Source organism: Marinimicrobium sp., from assembly GCF_002695945.1.
In the GTDB taxonomy this organism is placed as follows: domain Bacteria; phylum Pseudomonadota; class Gammaproteobacteria; order Pseudomonadales; family Cellvibrionaceae; genus Marinimicrobium; species Marinimicrobium koreense.
In genome coordinates, this window is sequence record NZ_NZQP01000022.1 from 59254 (window position 1) to 76440 (window position 17187).

The 17187-nt window shown below is 49.0% G+C and carries 15 protein-coding genes; 11 read left to right on the forward strand and 4 right to left on the reverse strand.

Annotation, left to right across the window (positions count from 1 at the left end):
• The first annotated feature begins 187 nt into the window (after positions 1 to 187).
• Together CMG77_RS05575 and CMG77_RS05580 are read left to right on the forward strand one after the other, a co-directional pair.
• Positions 188 to 1726, forward strand: a complete 1539-nt coding sequence (locus CMG77_RS05575) for a methyl-accepting chemotaxis protein (protein ID WP_286903741.1) — start codon at positions 188 to 190, stop codon at positions 1724 to 1726.
• A 41-nt stretch (positions 1727 to 1767) separates the two neighbouring features.
• Entirely contained in the window at positions 1768 to 2061 is a 294-nt protein-coding gene (locus tag CMG77_RS05580; protein WP_286903742.1) for a hypothetical protein, read from the forward strand.
• A gap of 147 nt (positions 2062 to 2208) precedes the next feature.
• Here the strand turns inward: CMG77_RS05580 and CMG77_RS05585 are convergent, their stop codons facing one another.
• Entirely contained in the window at positions 2209 to 2499 is a 291-nt protein-coding gene (locus CMG77_RS05585) for a hypothetical protein (protein ID WP_123639369.1), read from the reverse strand.
• A gap of 303 nt (positions 2500 to 2802) precedes the next feature.
• On the opposite strand from CMG77_RS05585, the gene CMG77_RS05590 reads away from it, so the two are divergent.
• Positions 2803 to 3138 carry a hypothetical protein gene (locus CMG77_RS05590; protein ID WP_286804236.1) on the forward strand — a complete coding sequence of 112 codons (336 nt, stop codon included), beginning with the start codon at positions 2803 to 2805 and terminating at the stop codon, positions 3136 to 3138.
• Between the two features lie 72 nt (positions 3139 to 3210).
• Here the strand turns inward: CMG77_RS05590 and CMG77_RS05595 are convergent, their stop codons facing one another.
• Together CMG77_RS05595 and CMG77_RS05600 are read right to left on the reverse strand one after the other, a co-directional pair.
• Positions 3211 to 3549, reverse strand: coding sequence for a P-II family nitrogen regulator (locus CMG77_RS05595; RefSeq protein WP_024461944.1), 339 nt, complete (start codon positions 3547 to 3549; stop codon positions 3211 to 3213).
• A gap of 149 nt (positions 3550 to 3698) precedes the next feature.
• A complete protein-coding gene (locus CMG77_RS05600) occupies positions 3699 to 4964 on the reverse strand; it encodes an ammonium transporter AmtB (protein WP_286903743.1) in 1266 nt (421 codons plus the stop codon).
• Between the two features lie 312 nt (positions 4965 to 5276).
• Here CMG77_RS05600 and prsK point away from each other — a divergent pair, with 312 nt between their 5' ends.
• From prsK to CMG77_RS15800, 8 genes are all read left to right on the forward strand, one after another.
• The gene (prsK, locus tag CMG77_RS05605; RefSeq protein ID WP_286804235.1) at positions 5277 to 7322 is read left to right on the forward strand and encodes an XrtA/PEP-CTERM system histidine kinase PrsK; all 2046 of its coding nucleotides are present in this window, start codon (positions 5277 to 5279) and stop codon (positions 7320 to 7322) included.
• 81 nt (positions 7323 to 7403) lie between these two features.
• Positions 7404 to 8786 (forward strand): PEP-CTERM-box response regulator transcription factor, encoded by a 1383-nt coding sequence (gene prsR, locus CMG77_RS05610; RefSeq protein ID WP_286804234.1) that lies wholly within the window; start codon positions 7404 to 7406, stop codon positions 8784 to 8786.
• Positions 8787 to 8856: 70 nt separating this feature from the next.
• Entirely contained in the window at positions 8857 to 9897 is a 1041-nt protein-coding gene (locus CMG77_RS15795) for an acyltransferase family protein (protein ID WP_353743457.1), read from the forward strand.
• 387 nt (positions 9898 to 10284) lie between these two features.
• Positions 10285 to 11121, forward strand: a complete 837-nt coding sequence (locus CMG77_RS05615; RefSeq protein WP_286804233.1) for a GNAT family N-acetyltransferase — start codon at positions 10285 to 10287, stop codon at positions 11119 to 11121.
• An 83-nt stretch (positions 11122 to 11204) separates the two neighbouring features.
• The gene (locus CMG77_RS05620) at positions 11205 to 12665 is read left to right on the forward strand and encodes an oligosaccharide flippase family protein (protein WP_286903766.1); all 1461 of its coding nucleotides are present in this window, start codon (positions 11205 to 11207) and stop codon (positions 12663 to 12665) included.
• Complete coding sequence (locus CMG77_RS05625) at positions 12658 to 13605, forward strand: glycosyltransferase family 2 protein (RefSeq protein WP_286804231.1); 948 nt, start codon at positions 12658 to 12660, stop codon at positions 13603 to 13605. The genes CMG77_RS05620 and CMG77_RS05625 overlap by 8 nt, the downstream gene beginning before the upstream one ends.
• A 32-nt stretch (positions 13606 to 13637) precedes the next feature.
• Positions 13638 to 14495, forward strand: a complete 858-nt coding sequence (locus tag CMG77_RS05630; RefSeq protein WP_286804230.1) for a hypothetical protein — start codon at positions 13638 to 13640, stop codon at positions 14493 to 14495.
• A gap of 192 nt (positions 14496 to 14687) precedes the next feature.
• Positions 14688 to 15785 (forward strand): acyltransferase family protein, encoded by a 1098-nt coding sequence (locus CMG77_RS15800; RefSeq protein ID WP_353743458.1) that lies wholly within the window; start codon positions 14688 to 14690, stop codon positions 15783 to 15785.
• A 233-nt stretch (positions 15786 to 16018) separates the two neighbouring features.
• On the opposite strand, the gene CMG77_RS05635 is transcribed toward CMG77_RS15800, so the two are convergent.
• Positions 16019 to 16888 carry a hypothetical protein gene (locus CMG77_RS05635; protein ID WP_286804229.1) on the reverse strand — a complete coding sequence of 290 codons (870 nt, stop codon included), beginning with the start codon at positions 16886 to 16888 and terminating at the stop codon, positions 16019 to 16021.
• Positions 16889 to 17187: the final 299 nt, after the last annotated feature.

Genomic DNA, 17187 nt, shown 5'->3' on the forward strand with positions numbered 1-17187 from the left:
TCTGGCCTGATACGGGGTTCGCTATGCTCCGAATCAGCGAACCTCAGGATTTTTATCACAATTTTTTCTAGAACATTCCGTGTCTGATCGGAACCACTGTGGCAAAATGTAAGAAAATACGCCACGGAGCACTTTCCGGATCAGCGGGAACAACGCGTCGGCCATTAATAGTAAAAATGAGGGTATCGTGAACAATCTATCGCTGAAATGGAAAATCCTTCTGAGTGTCACCCTGACCTGTATTCTGGCGGTTATCGTGACGACTGTGGTTACCGTCCGAGCCGGGCTTGCCACCACGGAAGAGACGATTATTGAAGACACTCGCACCCTGACCCAGGTCTTGGGCACGTCCAATATCGGTGCCATCAGCTTCGGAGACAGCACCACCGTCAAGGCATCGCTGGAAGCACTCACCGAAAGCGAGCGTATTCTGAACGCCGTGATCTACAGCAATGGCGAGCCGTTCGCCTGGTTTGTGCGCAATGCCGACGGTGACCAGCTACCCAGCGATATTCCCCGCAGCCCACGTCAGGCGGGCATGCTGGAGCTGGATGGCGATATCGTCATGACCGAATCCATCATGGATGGCGACAACCGGATCGGCACTATTGCCGCCCGCGTGGACATGAGCGAGCTGGACAACCTGGTCGGCGAGGCCGTGGGCGATGCCGTCATCCTCATCATTGTGATCAGCATCATTGCCGCGTCGATTGCCTACCTGGTTCAGGCAAGCATCACCAAGCCGGTCAATCAGGTGGTACGGGCGCTGCGTGATATCTCCGAAGGCGAGGGCGACCTGACCCGGCGCCTGCCGGTCAGCGGCAGTGATGAAATTGCCGAGTTGGCCACCTGCTTCAACACCTTTGTGGAGCGTCTGCACAGCATCATCGCCAGTGTGGCCGACACCGCCCAGGAAGTCAGCGAAAACGCCCACATGGTGTCCCAGCTGTCCAACGAAAACGAAAACGCCATCAAGAACCAGCAAGCCGAAATCGAGCAGGTGGTGGTGGCCATCAAGCAGATGGCCAATGTGGTGCAGGACGTAACCGAGAGCGTCAGCGAAACCGCCGAGAAGGCGCACCAGGCCGATCAGTCCGCCGCCAACGGCAAGCAGGTGGTGAATGCCACCACCCGCCAGATCGAGAACCTGGCCTCGGAAATCCGCCGGGCCGCCGAAGTGATCGACCGCCTGAACAAAGAAACCGTCAGCATCGGCTCTGTCCTCGATGTAATCCGCGGAGTGGCCGAACAGACCAACCTGCTGGCTCTGAATGCCGCCATCGAAGCCGCCCGCGCCGGCGAGCAGGGTCGCGGCTTTGCGGTGGTAGCCGATGAAGTGCGCACCCTCGCCTCCCGCACCCAGAGCTCCACCACCGAAATTCAGGAGATGATCGAGCGCCTGCAGGTGGGTGCCAAAGAAGCCGTGGAAATGATGGCCGAGGGTACCAGCCAGGCAGAAGCCTCGGTGGAGAAAGCCGGTGAAGCCACCAACTCTCTGGTGGATATTACCGAGCTGGTCAGCGTGATTCGCGACCGCACCAACCAGGTGGCCGTGGCCTCGGAAGAGCAGAGCTCGGCCACACAGCAGATTGAAGGCAACATCGACAGTATTTCCCAGGTTGCATTGAGCACGGCGGAGAGCTCCAGCCGGATCAATTCCAACACCAGCAGCCTGGCGGAAACCGCGGAAAAACTCACCAGCCTGGTGAACCGCTTCAAGCTGTAGGACAGCGCACCAAAAACCATAAGCCAGAGAGAACAAGCGTCATGAAAAAACAACTACTTCTTTACAGTGTGGTAGCCACCCTCAGTCTGCCTGGCCTGGCTCAGGCATGTAGCGCCCCGGACGCCAAGCCGGCCATTCCGGACCCGATGACGGCAGAGACCGCTCAGATGGTCAAGGCCAACAACGAAGTGAAAGCTTACGTCGCTGCCATGGAAGAGTACCTGGGCTGTGCCCGCATGAGTGGCGGTGAGAAGCGGAAGGAGATTTCAGCGCTGGAGGATTTTGCGGCGGAGTTTAACGAGGCAATCCGGACCTTCAAGTCGCGGAATAGTTGATTTCGGGGTAGCGGCGTAAGGTGGGGACGGCGGATGCTGCCGAGTCGGGTTACGGCGGATGCGCTTCGCTTATCCGCCCTACGCATACCTCCGCAGTTCGCGTAGGGCGGATAAGCGCGAAGCGCGCATCCGCCGTAACCCACCCCATCACATCATCCGATCACCATAATCCGACACCGGCTTCTTCGGCCGCGCATTGTTCAGGCTAGAGGGAATTTCACTGATGTGCCCACCCCGGGCCAGAAAGGCCTCCACCTGGCGAGCCAACTCATCGCGCAGCCGCTGGCGGGCGGCCACACTGAAGTCCTCATGGGCTTCCGATTTAGCGGAATACGACAGCTCAACTTCAGACTCATCCAGCGCCTCATCGTCGGCACTGTCTTCATCCTCGAGCACATCATCCACATCGTTGTCGTTAAGGGGATATTGACTTGCCATAGTGACACCTCCACCACGCCAGTTGCACGTCAACCCAGGCCATAACGACCGTTTTCGAGTGGCCGATTTTGACCCGTTTTCGCGTAATTTATAGCGCAAGAAAACGACGACGTCATGAGTTTTTGGTGGTGTTTTTAGGCTTTTTTTACCTTAGCAGGGAACCGGGGTAAAATTTTGGTTATTACCGGCGGGTGTCCTCAGATCGTTCCGACACATCGACACCGTTGAAACCGGCGTATAGTCCCACAGACCACCCTATGGAGCGCGCCCCTGGCGCACCTTCGACCACTAACGGAAGCAGTTATGAACGTTCGGTTACTGAGTAAACACTTCCCCCAATTGGCTGAGCTGCCCGAAAAAGAGCAGGCGGCGATTCTGCAGCAGGCCCACGAGCGCGCCTATGCGCCCGAGAGAAAACTGACCCACTGGCGGGGCAACATCATCAGCCTGGTGTGGATCTGCGCGGTATCGCTGTTTATCGCGCTGGTGGCGGGACCGGCGCTAGGGCTGGGACGGCCGGTGACCGGGGGGATCATCATGATGGTGGTTCTGCCCATCTTCATGGTGCTGCGCCACCGGCAGTATGTGGCTCAACTGAGGCCCGAAGTGGATGCCATCCTGGCGCGAACCCGGGACTGAGCGGTTCGCTCCCCATAAAACAAAACCGGCGCCCTGAGGCGCCGGTTTTGGGTGGTACTGGAGCAATCGGGATCAGATCGCGTCCGGGCCGGTTTCGCCGGTACGGATACGGATGATTTCCTCCAGCGGCGTGATAAAGATCTTACCGTCGCCGATTTTGCCAGTCTGGGCGGCCTTGGTAATGGCTTCCACCGCCTGTTCGACCAGAGAGTCGTCAACAGCCAGCTCTACCTTTACCTTGGGCAGGAAGTCCACCACATACTCGGCACCCCGATACAGCTCGGTGTGACCTTTCTGGCGGCCAAAACCTTTGACCTCGGTGACCGTCATGCCCTGAACGCCTACTTCGGACAGTGCGGTGCGCACGTCGTCCAATTTGAACGGTTTTACTACAGCAGTGATCAGTTTCATTGTGAGTTCCTTACTTAAACGACTTTAAAGTGACGGTGTTGAAATGCCCTATGCCTCTAAGATACACGTTACAGCGGTTTGGGTCATCTCCCGCCACTCAAAAGCAAGTGGCTTGAACGCCGGAGGTGCAGAGCACCCCCGGCCGGTCTTTACTTGTTGCTGACAAATTCCGGATAGGCTTCCATACCACATTCGGACAGGTCCACACCTTCGTATTCCTCGTCCTCGGAAACCCGCAGGCCAATCACCGCCTTGAGAACACCCCAGACGATCAGGCTGGTCACGAATACCCAGACGAAGATGGTCAGTGCACCGATAATCTGTCCCAGGAAGCTGACGTCGCTGTTGGTGAAAGGTACCGCCAGCAGACCCCACAGGCCGACCACACCGTGTACGGAGATGGCACCGACCGGATCGTCGATCTTCAGCTTGTCCAGGCCCACGATGGAGAAGACCACAATGATACCGCCGATGGCACCGATGATGCTGGCGCCCAGAGCGCTCGGGGTAGAAGGCTCAGCGGTGATCGCTACCAGACCGGCCAGAGCACCGTTCAGCGCCATGGTCAGGTCAGCCTTGCCGAACAGGATGCGGCCCAGGATCAACGCAGCCACCAGACCAGCTGCTGCCGCGGCGTTGGTGTTCAGGAACACCATGGCAACGGAGTTGGCGTTGGCAATATCGCCCAGTTTCAGCACAGAACCACCGTTGAAGCCGAACCAGCCCATCCACAGGATGAACATACCCAGGGTAGCCAGCGGCAGGTTGGCACCGGGAATGGCGCGCACTTCACCGTTGGGGCCGTACTTGCCTTTACGGGCGCCCAGCAGGATTACACCGGCCAGAGCCGCAGCCGCACCGGCCATGTGGACAATACCGGAACCGGCGAAGTCAGAGAAACCCAGGTCGCCCAGGTTATACATGCCAAAGACGTCGGCACCGTTCCAGGTCCAGGAACCTTCCATCGGGTAGATGAAACCGGTCATGACAACGGCGAAAGCCAGGAAGGCCCACAGCTTCATGCGCTCAGCAACTGCACCCGAGACGATGGACATGGCGGTAGCCACGAACACGACCTGGAAGAAGAAGTCAGAAGCGCCGGAATAGATGGAACCACCGGTGAAGTCACCACGTTCGGAGAACTCACCCAGGGTAGAGGCGACATCCACGTTCTGGATACCGGAGAGGAAAATTCCCCCGTCGTACATAATGGCGTAACCACACACCAGATACATGATGCATGAGATGGCGAACAGAGAGACGTTTTTGGTCAGAATCTCTGTGGTGTTTTTAGCACGGACCAGACCCGCCTCCAGCATCGAGAAGCCCGCGGCCATCCACATGACCAGTGCCCCACATACTAGAAAGTAAAACGTGTCGATCGCATACTGCAAATGAAAAATATTTTCTTCCATTGCACTTTCCCCGTCTTTATGGATTGTGAGTTGAAAAAAACAGCTGATATTGCCGGCCTGACCCCGGACAGTGCATAGAGCAGGCCAACAAGATAAAAAACTTATTATTCAAAGACTTAGGGAATAATTACGATTGGGAGTCGCGCGCCAACCAGCCACTTCGCACCAACATGGCGCATGCACCGCCCCGGTGCGCACCAACTTTGCACCAAACTGGAACTGGCACCGCTTTCCGCTTTAGAATGGCACCTGCTGTGCCAGACAGGCACTGTGATATGCTCAAGGAATAAAGAAGGCAGGAATCTGATTCTGATGGAATACGACAACGTTACCTTTATGGCGTACCTGAGCGCTGCCGTCGTCGCCGCGCTGCTGACGTTGACGTACATCTATCAGTTCTTCAAAGAACAGAAGACAGCCATATTCGCCCCCGCGGCGGCAGTACACACCCTGAACCTGCTGGTCATCGTCGCCGGCATCAATCAACCCTGGCCGGCCACCCACTGGACGTTTTTCTTCGAGTGTCTGCACTACAACATCTGGACGCTCTCGGTCTACCTGACCCTGAAAGCCAGCGCCTCTAACAGCGCCCTGCCCCGAAGCCTCAAAATTCTGTTTCTGATCGGCTGGCCGGTGACCCTGTTCGCCCTGATCGCGTCCGTCACCCAGCTGGAAATGATCTTTTCATTGGAGGCATGGCTGACCCTGTCCCTGGCGGTGATCGGGCTGGTGAGTGTCGAGCAGCTATTCCGCTATGCCGCCGGCAATGACCGGCAGATCAAACTGTTGTGCATGAACCTGGCCGCGCTGTTTCTGTACGACATCTATCTGTTCACCCACGCTCTGATTTTCCAGCAGATTGATCCGCTGCTGTGGCAATCCCGGGCCGCCGTTTCCATTGCCACCTGTCTGTTTATGGCCCTCGGCGGCCTGCTGCTGCTCCAGCGCAACGACCGCCCCGCCAACTTTACGCTTTCACGGCCTATCGCCTTCTACACCACCTCCCTGATTGCCGTGGGTGTACTGATCACCATCCTCGCCCTGGGCGGCTACTACGTACGCCTGTATGGCGGCAACTGGGGTACCGTCATCTACAGCCTGGTGTTAATCGGTGCGGTGTTGCTGATCAGCACCATATTCATCTCCACCACCATCCGGTCCCGGTTGTCGGTGTTGATCAACAAACACCTGTTCCGGCACAAATACGATTACCGCAGTGAATGGTTGCGCCTGATCAACTATCTGGCTCAGCCGGCGGAAACCAGCGAAGCCAATGAACGGGCTTTCTTTGCGGTGGCCTCGGTGACCAAAACCCCGGGCGGCGCCATCTGGATTCGCAAGCAGGGCTTTTATGAACCGGTCTACCAAAGTGGCCTGCCCAGCTACATTGACCTTCAGGAAGAGCCGGTGGACAGCCCTTTCTGTCAGACTTTTTTACAATCCGAGTGGGTTTTCTTTCCCGAAAGTGGCGACAACCTTGCCCTGAGTCAATACAACGAATACCTGCCACCCTGGGTGCACAACATTCCCGATCTGTGGCTGCTGTTCCCCTTTATTGTCGGTGACGAACTCATCGGTTTTATGGCCTTGACCAAGCCTGTGGCGGACGCCTCCCTGACCTGGGAAGACCTGGACCTGCTGAAAACCATGGGACGCCAGCTGGCCAGTTACCTCAAACGGCACCAGCAGGCCGAACAGCTCGCCGAGGGACGCCAGTTTGACACCTATAACAAGCTCGTGGCTTTCATCATTCACGACCTGAACAACCTGATTGCCCAGCAGGCACTGGTGGTACGAAACGCGGAAAAACACAAGGACAAACCCGAGTTCATCGACGACGCCATTCATACCATCAGCAACTCCGTCGATCGGATGAACAACCTACTCAAAAAGCTGCGTACCGACGGTAAAGACCTGGTCACCCGCCTGTCGATTAACGACATTGTAAAAAAAGCCGTCGCCGAATGTTGGCGACAAAAACCCATGCTGACGGCTGAAATCAGCGACGATATAAGGTACATTGAGGCGGACGAAGTGCGCTTGGTCATGACCTTTACCCACTTCATCAAAAACGCCCTTGAAGCGACACCGGACGACGGCCGGGTTCACGTCACCCTCCGGTGCGATGATTACGAAGCGGTGATAGCCATTGAGGATACCGGTAGTGGTATGGACTGGGATTTCATTCACAACCGCCTGTTCAAGCCGTTCGAAACCACCAAGTCCGGCAAGGGTATGGGGATTGGCGTCTACCTGTCCCGCGAGTATATTAATGAATTGAGCGGCACACTGAATGTGATCAGCGCCGTCGGCGAGGGAACCACCGTGACTGTCACCTTACCGGTCACGCAAGAGTAAAACGAACATGGCCGGTTCGGTGCCCACCGCCGGGAGCGGCCCCACGGAGTGAACACACCTCCGCAAAAAGGCTAAGGCATTATGAGTAAGAACAACAAGCACACCCTGCTGATTATCGAGGACGACCGAGGTCTTCAGAGCCAGCTGCGTTGGCATTTCGAGGATTACGAAACGGTATTTGCCGAGAACCGGCAGGATGCCATCGCCGCCCTCCGGTTGCACGAGTCACCCGTGGTCATTCAGGACCTCGGCCTGCCTCCCGACCAGGACGGTGTGGACGAAGGCTTCAAGTGCATTCAGGACATTCTGCGCATGTCCCCCACCACCAAGATTATCGTCATGACCGGGAAAACCGATCACGACAACGCCATCCGCGCAGTGGCGATGGGCGCCTACGACTACTACGAAAAGCCGGTGGACCCGCAGACGCTGGACCTGATCGTCCAGCGCGCCTTCAACATCTTTGAGCTGGAAGAGGAAAACCGCCGCCTCGCCCGCCTTCACCAGACCCCACTGGAAGGCCTGGTCACCAATGACCCCCAGATGCTCAAAATCTGCCGCATGCTGGAAAAGGTTTCCCCCACCAACGTCACCTGCACCCTGCTGGGTGAAAGCGGCACCGGCAAGGAAATCATGGCCCGCTCCATTCATCAGCTGAGCCCCCGGCGCAATAATCGCTTTATCGCCATAAACTGCGCCGCCGTGCCGGAAAACCTGATAGAGAGCGAACTGTTCGGCCACGAAAAAGGCGCCTTCACCGGCGCCGGCAAACAGAGCCTGGGCAAAGTGGAAACCGCCCACGAAGGCACGCTGTTTCTGGACGAGATCGGCGACATGCCCCTCAACCTGCAGTCCAAGCTATTACGCTTCCTGCAGGAGCGCGTGATCGAGCGCGTCGGCGGACGCGAAGAAATTCCGGTGGATGTAAGGGTGATTTGCGCGACCAACAAAAACCTGCAGGAAATGGTGAAAGAGGGCACCTTCCGGGAAGACCTCTACTACCGCATCTGCGAAATGACCGTAGAGATTCCCCCGCTCAGAGCCAGACAAGGCGACAAAGTCCTGTTGGCACGCCACTTTATGCTCAAGTTCGCCAAAGAGCACGACCAGAAAATCAAAGGCTTCACCCCTGACGCCATTCAGTCGATTGAGTGTTACGGCTGGCCCGGAAACATCCGGGAAATGGAAAACAAAATCAAGCGCTCCGTGATCATGGCCGACGGCAAACACATCACCCGCGATGACCTGGGCCTGGTGACCGACGGCGAAGATCTTTCACTGAACCTGCGCCAGGTGCGCCAGGAAGCAGAACGCCACGCCATCCTCCGAGCGGTCGCCATGACCGACAACAATATATCGGCGGCGGCCAAGCTGCTCGGCATTACCCGACCGACGTTTTATGACTTGATCAAGAAGCATGACATTCCGTTGGGGAGTCAGGTTACAACATCACCTACAAATTAGCTAGAACTGTCAAATCACTTGAAGCTCAATACAGTGTGACAGTAGCCCGAAAATAGGCTCAACAACTACCATGGAAAAAATAGGCGGCTGCGCACCCCAGCGAAATGATTGCATTGACCTTCTTCGATTTGTCGGACTGACAATGATCGTTCTAGCTCATTGTGGTCCTCCTTGGTACCTCTTTCAAGCGCGAAACTTCGATGTTCCGCTCATGGTCTTAATCTCTGGGATAACGTACGCTGCTTTTCACCGGAGGGAAGCTTATCTCGAATATATCTGGAAGCGAGTGAAACGTCTAATATTCCCTGTTTGGATATTCTTGACTGCTCTGTTCTCAGCATGCGCTCTACTAGACTTCCCTAGACCACTCCCTGACATGGGCACAATAGCGTCCAGCTATTTCCTGATGTCAGGCATAGGTTACGTATGGATCATTAGGGTTTTTATATTGGTTGCGCTAGTCGCCCCGACTATTATTTTTATTAATACAAAAATTAAGTCAAATTTCGCTTACTTGACTTCTTTATTAACGCTATACGTACTATACGAACTAGCTGTATATCTGACAGGGACTACAGGAACCTCTGCTCTAGATTTCTTCAGAAATGAGATTATTTTTTATATGGTTCCTTACGCTGTCATCTTCGCACTTGGCGTACGAATACAAGCATTATCTGTTTTATCGCTCATCAGCATAGCAATACTATTGTTTATTTATTTCTCAATTCATGCAGGATATTTATATATAAACACTGGGGACTTCATACAAACTCAGACGGACAAATACCCCCCAACAGCCTACTACCTTTCATACGCAGTGGGAGTCTCTACCATGCTCTGGCTGCTGGCTCCAATTTTCACATGGATCGCAGATCGCACCAAGATGAAAGAGTTAGTTTCCTTTATTTCTAGAAACAGTATCTGGTTTTACCTGTGGCATATAATCTTCGTGATGACGGTTTCCCTACCTTTCTATTTAAAGTTTCCGTTGGTTTTCGTTTCATCGGGCCTTATTACGTGGGCTCATGTATCGCTCGTAGAAAACCATCTTATTCACCGAATAAAGAATCCGGCTTTGAAGAGAAATGCTCTAAAGGTACTTACAGGGTAAGAAATAAACTTTATGAACCCCCAATCATCGAAAGCGACATCCCATGAAAAAATCAAAAGCCCCCGACTTACAGTCCTGTGCGTTATGGATTCATGACCTGGAAAGGTGTTATTGCAAACATTTTGACAGAAAAACATTTAGATCTCCCGATAATGTAACTATTAACAAATAATGACAGCTATAGAATGCCAATCCCCCTCTTCGGTATTCCGCACTAATGCTTGGGCACAGGCTTGGCTAGACACTTGGGGAAAGTACATAGCGACGGATCTGATTGATCTAGGCGGACGCAATCACGCTTTGGAAATGCTGTATAGGACTAAGCATCATTTCAAAAGAACTATACCCTCAAGGACACTTTGTCTTGTCGGCATCGGATGTGGACCTTTGAGCACCCCTCGATCAGAGTATAATGATGTATCACACCTAGTACAGATAGCGGGCGGTGTTGGCGCTTTAGCAGCCGAGCTTAATAAGCTCTCATGGGACCAACTCTACCTTCCTGACATCGAGAAGCTATCGGATAGTGAGCGGGAAATCGCAACACTTTCCGAGTCTCAGCAATGGGGGAGATATACTTCGAAATCCGAAAACAGCTATTCCATCGATAACTTGGATTTCGAAAAGTACCTGACATATCTAAGCACTAGTACGAGGTTATCATTTTTCAATAGAAGATCAAGACTGCATGAACAAGGGAGAATAGAACGTTTTAGGTATGCACTGAAGGATATCAACACTTTCTTTTCTCTATTGAACCACTTTCATATTCAACGATGGGGTCGTCCGTGCTACTCATACAACTCGATGAAGTTTCTAGAAAATTTTTCAGAACGGCTCGATAGCCAAGGCGGAGAAACGATTTTCGAGGTTATAAACGTCAATGGAGAACCAGTCTCTACATTATTTGACGTCATATGGGACAAGAGGCGCTACAATTTCCAGACTGGCTATGCTCAAGATTACCTCAGAAAAATATCGTTAGGCTCAATCCATCTTGGGTATGCTATTGAAGAATCCCTAAGAGAAAACTTACGCTACGACTTACTCGCTGGTTCCGGGAAAAAAACAGATTATAAGGCCAGCATTAGTACTAATACAACTCCGTTAAATAGCATTATAGCGACCAGAGGGTACTGGAAATTGATTAGAAGCGCACAGGACTACATCAAGTCCTCAAACTCGTTGGCCTTCCTATCAAAAAAGAAAGGTAGAAAAACGTGACCTCAAAATTTAAGCTGATAGCGAGAAGCTCAAGTTTCCGAGTGTTTCAGACAATAGGAACAATCATCATTGGCTTTCTAATGATGCCCTTCCTGATTAGGACTTTGGGCGAGGACTTATATGGGCTGTGGATTGTAATTGGAAGCGTAGTTGGAACGTATTACCTTCTAGACCTGGGATTCTCGCAAGCTGTAACACGATACGTGACCAAATTTATCCATCAAAATAACCCCGACGGCGCGAATCGCATCATCAACACGGCCTTAGTTATATATTCCGCACTCGGTATAGTTGTATTATTTGCTTCCATGGCTGCTGCACGCTACGGCGCCGAATCTCTTATGGATGGCTCGGAGAATCTTTCGTTAGCTCAAACCATACTAATTTTAACAGGCTTAGCATTTGCACTGGAATTCCCTTCAAAGGCGTTCCCAGGCATCGTCAGCGCTTATATGCGATACGATTTTCTAGCTATAGTAAGATTATGCAAGAGCGTGATAGACGCACTACTAATCTTCTTATTTTTGTCGAACGGATATGGCTTAGTCGCCATGGCATTGATAACATTAGCCACAGGACTGGTCAGTACATCAATCTTTATTTGGTTCACGACTAGCCTTTTTAAGGAGATACGATTTAGCAAATCGCTAATTGACATGTCCACATTTAAAGAAGTTTTCAACTTCAGCAAGTGGGTGTTCTTGTTTGATATAAACACCATGATCAAAGGAAAAATGGACATTTGGTTTATCGCTTTTTTTCATTCAAGCACCGCTGTTACAATTTACTATGTTTCCGTCCGACTTACCGAATACGCATTAACTTTTCTTTCTCAAGCCACAGGAATAACTGGTCCTATATTCACTGAGCATTACGCTAAGGATGAAGTAAAACAACTAAGGCGATCCGTTGTCGCGTTCCTGAAAATTGACATTCTTCTTGGTTCTGTTTTTTTGTCAGGTTTCATACTTCTCGGAGAAGACTTTATTCTCCTGTGGATGGGCGAAAGTTTTGACAGTCGACAAGCCTATATTTGTTTAATTATTCTAGCATTAGGTAGATTTACTGTTTACTTCAGTTCTCCTTTACACAGCTTGCTGATGACTATCAATAAACATAACTTAAGCGCTTGGGTTTCCCTGGGAGAAACGGTGCTAAGTTTGATTTTATGCTGGCTTCTAATTCCGAATTACTCCATTGCAGGTGCCGCTATTGCAATATCTTTTCCTTATCTAATTGGTCGAATAATTATCATTCCCCTCCTTACTGCTCGACAAATGGAGCTACCACTTTTACATTTGGCAATCAGAATTTCAATGTTTACCATACTCACACTTTCGCTACTTTGGGTCTCTGAACAATTCTATTTCTCAACCGCCACCCCCTCATTAGCACTGTTGACAATTTTTGCCCCAATAATTGCAGTTATTCAATTAATTGTTGGTGGAACCCTATTTAACAACGAAGAGCTTCAATGGATCCGCCAAACCCTATCAAATAACATACGCTTTTTCAGAAAATCCGGAATCCCTAAAGATGCCTAAAGCTACCGTTATAATACCTGCTTACAATGCCGAAAATTATATAGAAGAAAGTATTAACTCTATTCTCTCACAAAGCTTTCAGGACTTTGAGATAGTTGTAGTGAACGACGGCTCTACAGACAGAACATCCAACGTCGTCAGATCGATAGATGATTCGAGAATACAGCTAATCGAACAATCTAACAGCGGGGGTCCTTCAAAACCCAGAAATGTCGGTATTGCCGCCAGCAATGGCGAGTATATATTTATGTTTGATTCAGATGACTTGATGCACCGAGAGAAAATTGAACTTTCCATATCGGCTCTTAATTCTGTTCCCTCAGGCGACCTGCTGTTTACGAACTTTAGGTCAATTGACGAAAAGGGCGAAGTTCTTAAAGGAAACTTTCTGAAAGATGGCTATGATAGCTTTTGGAGCCTAATTAACAGTCGATCAAATGTTTCTTTGATTGAAAACGCCGAAATTTTCCCTAGCCTTATTAGGGCTAACTTCATTGGAACATCAAGCGTCGTGATTCGTCGGTCTGCACTTGGGCCCGAAGATCGATTTAATGAACGACTTCGAAATTCTGATGACCGACTATTCTGGATTCACTTCGCGCGTCATCATAATTTCATTTTTCTGAACGAAATACTGCATAGCTATAGAATTCAACCAAACAGCATTAGCAACCAAGGTTTTATTAGACGAGCAGACAGCAAGATTGAGGCGTTAAAAATTGTTTCAACCTACTGCAAAGGTATGCCTACACTAAACCGAATAGCAAGGAGACAGATTGGGAGTGATTACGTATCACTTTCATTCGCCTTACGTGAATCGAGAAAAGAATATGCTTCCTTTAAAATGGCATTAAAAGCCATTCCGTATAACCTAGAGTTGAGAACGTTCAAGAATATCCTAAGTTCAATCAGAGCAATTATAAGGCGATTGCTATTCTAATACCCTTTATAGGATTTAGTGAGATAGAGATTATGGCTAATAGTGACTTCTGCTTTTGTACCCTGGCAATAGGACTCGAGTATAGACTTGCGGCGCTTTTCCTTGCAAACGACATAAAAAACAAGGCCCCAAATACTCCCCTCGTTGTTCTTACAGACGACCACACAACATTCTCTGGTTACAGTAATATTTTGGCTATTCCTTTTAAATCAGACTCAATATTCGGATGTTATCACGACAAACGTTATGTGATTGCACAAGCTCTTCTAAGATTTCAATCATGCTGCTACTTAGACGCAGACTGCAGACTATTTCGGGCACCGCCTATTCAGAGCTTAAGCAAAAGTTTCGACACCATTAGAGCATGGAATGTCATTAGTTTTCTCCCTCGTTTTGAAAAAGAGAAGACGTACGAAGAGGAAAGGGGTGTCCAACGTTTCAATAGTTGCGAAAGACGCTTAACACTTCAAGAACAGGTGGCCAAATCGCTTGGAGTAGACTTAGGGAACACACAATTTTTATCTGAGGTTTGTATGTTTTTCACATTTAGCAAGCGAACATCACAATTCCTATATGACTGGGATCGTATCGCCCGCAAACTACAGCTTAAGGGATATGGCTGGGGAGAGGGTGAGACAATTGGTATCTGTGCTGCAAAACATGAATGGAATGTAACAGAGATGAACTGCTCACATTGGCTGTTCAAGGATAATCTAAGCCCCATCGTATCAGAAGAAGCAAGCGACTTTCATGAGGTTCGAAAAATACTATCTAAACTATCCTCCAAACGAGGAAAACTCCACAAGTTGAGCAATAAAATAGTGGGCATACATCGTTTTTTATCAAAAAGGAATCGTTCACTTATATTCAAGATTAAGGAAAGCGCTTGAGGGGCAATGATTAGCCCCAAAAAGTAACTAGTGCTGACATTAGTCCAGAGAATATTTTTTCAGGCTCGAAATACAATTAATTAGCTAGCTTTATTAGATATTATTTGTGAAGACCTACTTTGGATAATTTAATAGCCCATCAAAACTCAATCTTTTAACGGTGCAATAAAATCAAGGAGTTTGATATTACTTATGACACAAAATTTTTCAATATCGAAGCAAGACAGTATTTTTATCGATCGCCTGAGAGGCGCCTCTATCTTACGGGTGGTTCTAGGACATCTAGGACTAGGATGGCTATTTGTACCGTACACTTCGTATATCGGTATCTTTTTGTCCGTTTTATTTTTTTGCTCCGGATATATTTTCTATCATCTCTACTGCAAGGAGCCTAAAACCTCAACCTTTTTGGTTAATCGTAGCTTAAGCGTTCTGATTCCATTTTACGTACTATACTTAGTTTCCGTATTAATAGCAGCTGCATACCATAGTGACCTCCAACATCTTAATTTCAATCACTTAATGAGAGCACTAGTGTTGGCCCCCAGTCACGAAGAGATGCCATTCCCCCTAGGACAGATATGGTACCTACGTGTTCTTTTGTTCTGCACGCTTGTATGCCCAATCATATTCATAGCGTCCCGGGTTTCAACCTACCTCTTATTACTTGGTGTACTTCCTGGTTTGATTCTAAGCTCTGTGCAAACAATTTATCCTATCCATTCGAATTTCTTCTGGCTGGGACACAATATATTTCAAGAAATAGTCTACGGTGCATACTTCTTTCTCGGTGCCTTTATTTCAACAGCTAATTGGCGTCAGAACAAACTACTCATTTTCGCAATAGCTTGTGCCATTGTGTTAGTTGCTATAATCACGTTCCCACTAACAAATCGCAGCTATGTGCTGGGAGATCACGCCTATGCTCCAGACACCTTTTATTTCTTGCTAGGGATTTTCGGGATCCTCGTAGTTCTATCGCTGGCGCCCTTGTTTGAGTGGTTTTACAACAACTTTAAACCTGTCGACCTGCTATTAAAATACTGTGGAAAACACTCGTATGGTATATATTTAAGTCACTCGTTCTTCATTATTTTCACTGAGATCGCGTTCGGCTGGAAGGGAGTATATTCTCAACCCATGCTAGCATTAGCAAAAATACTGTTCGTAGTCTCCGCATCTATGCTGGCTGCTTACCCTTTGACTTTGGCATCTAAAGCTATTCTTGCAAGACTTAAATCTAACTCTAGGGACTCTAAATTTAGGTTGAATAAACATGTATCTAAATAAGATTACAATTGATGCAGGTTTTGTAATAATTACATAAAATTTACAATTGGCGCTATTGATTCGACGATAACATTCACTATCGGTGACAATAAACGACACAACTTTTAAAAAAATTTACAAGAGAGGTGGGCTACTTTATCTATTATTCCGAGATTTCTTTCACAGCTTTAATGTGGATGCCAACGTAGTTGGTATCCACTTGATTCACGAATAATGCTGAAAGGCTTAAATTTTTAGCTTGCTCGTGGTGGCAGAGGTCTAGCAGGAATATCATCCCAAATTTGAATATCGTCAATTTGCCAGCCATTACACACCCCTGCCCCCTCCGCTTCAATTGATTCAGAAGTATTCTTCCAGAACGAATGCCAAAACTGTATGCTATCTAGTGTAAAACCGTCGAAAATTCTGTGCTTACCATCAGCTTCAAATCTATCCGATTGCATCAATTTATCGTCAATCCACCACATAAGGTACTTGTGGCCCTCTTCATTTTTTCCTATGAAGAAACTTATTTTATGCCACAGCCCGTCAGACCCCCATGACTGATTATTCCGGAGCCAAAGCGATGGCCGACCATACCATTCTTGCCATAAATCATTCCATTTATTGGCCGACAAAGCCCCAACTCCGTCTTTACCTCCATTCATAGTAAAATAGTATGAAGAGGAAGGATCTTCATTCATACGCAAGAAAGCGAATTTTCCGGTAGTTCTTAATGGGTCATCGTTCTCAAAATCTGGCCCCTTCCAAAAACAGGCGTCATGTTTGAACCACCAACTTACGTATATTTTGTCCGTAGTCTCATACCAACCATCCAAGGCTGGAATATCTTTGAAGTTAAGCTTTAGTTGAACAAAGGGCTCGCCTTTCATATTGGTAACAGGATCAATCACTTCAGGATTGAAGTTACCTCTAACACTTTTCTCGCCTTCATGAGGCATATAATCCACTATAGCCTGAGTTAACTCATAACCATGGGTCTCCCACTGAATTTCTGGATTGTCTTCTATCGGAGTTTCGAAACCCTGCCTATACATCAGCTCAGCGCTGTGAGCAACGAATGGCATAAGCAATAGTAATATGAGGGGTGTGCGAGTATTCATATAAAAAATTACCGTTTAGGATTGAACATTTTGATGCGTAGGTCGTCACTCTAACAGCATTAGCTTCAATTCATATATAATCAATAATTACATTAATTCTCAATTTTCTATTTGGCTACTATAGAATCCCTAAAAATGAGGTTTTCCGCGCCACCAGCGCGACTGGTCGACTCGAGGGGCGTGAACTCCGTCTCAATTAAGCGTAAGGCGATTTGCTAAGATTGTGATCAGGTTAACATAAAATTTGTTACTCTAACTTGAGAGCGAAAGTTAAAAGCCCTTTTTACGGAAGAAATATC

Coding starts and splice junctions, on each gene's coding strand:
- CMG77_RS05580 (WP_286903742.1), top strand. CDS start 1,768: ATGAAAAAACAACTACTTCTTTACAGTGTGGTAGCCACCCTCAGTCTG.
- CMG77_RS05585 (WP_123639369.1), bottom strand. CDS start 2,499: ATGGCAAGTCAATATCCCCTTAACGACAACGATGTGGATGATGTGCTC.
- CMG77_RS05590 (WP_286804236.1), top strand. CDS start 2,803: ATGAACGTTCGGTTACTGAGTAAACACTTCCCCCAATTGGCTGAGCTG.
- CMG77_RS05595 (WP_024461944.1), bottom strand. CDS start 3,549: ATGAAACTGATCACTGCTGTAGTAAAACCGTTCAAATTGGACGACGTG.
- CMG77_RS05600 (WP_286903743.1), bottom strand. CDS start 4,964: ATGGAAGAAAATATTTTTCATTTGCAGTATGCGATCGACACGTTTTAC.
- prsK (WP_286804235.1), top strand. CDS start 5,277: ATGGAATACGACAACGTTACCTTTATGGCGTACCTGAGCGCTGCCGTC.
- prsR (WP_286804234.1), top strand. CDS start 7,404: ATGAGTAAGAACAACAAGCACACCCTGCTGATTATCGAGGACGACCGA.
- CMG77_RS15795 (WP_353743457.1), top strand. CDS start 8,857: ATGGAAAAAATAGGCGGCTGCGCACCCCAGCGAAATGATTGCATTGAC.
- CMG77_RS05620 (WP_286903766.1), top strand. CDS start 11,205: ATGCCCTTCCTGATTAGGACTTTGGGCGAGGACTTATATGGGCTGTGG.
- CMG77_RS05625 (WP_286804231.1), top strand. CDS start 12,658: ATGCCTAAAGCTACCGTTATAATACCTGCTTACAATGCCGAAAATTAT.
- CMG77_RS05630 (WP_286804230.1), top strand. CDS start 13,638: ATGGCTAATAGTGACTTCTGCTTTTGTACCCTGGCAATAGGACTCGAG.
- CMG77_RS15800 (WP_353743458.1), top strand. CDS start 14,688: ATGACACAAAATTTTTCAATATCGAAGCAAGACAGTATTTTTATCGAT.
- CMG77_RS05635 (WP_286804229.1), bottom strand. CDS start 16,888: ATGAATACTCGCACACCCCTCATATTACTATTGCTTATGCCATTCGTT.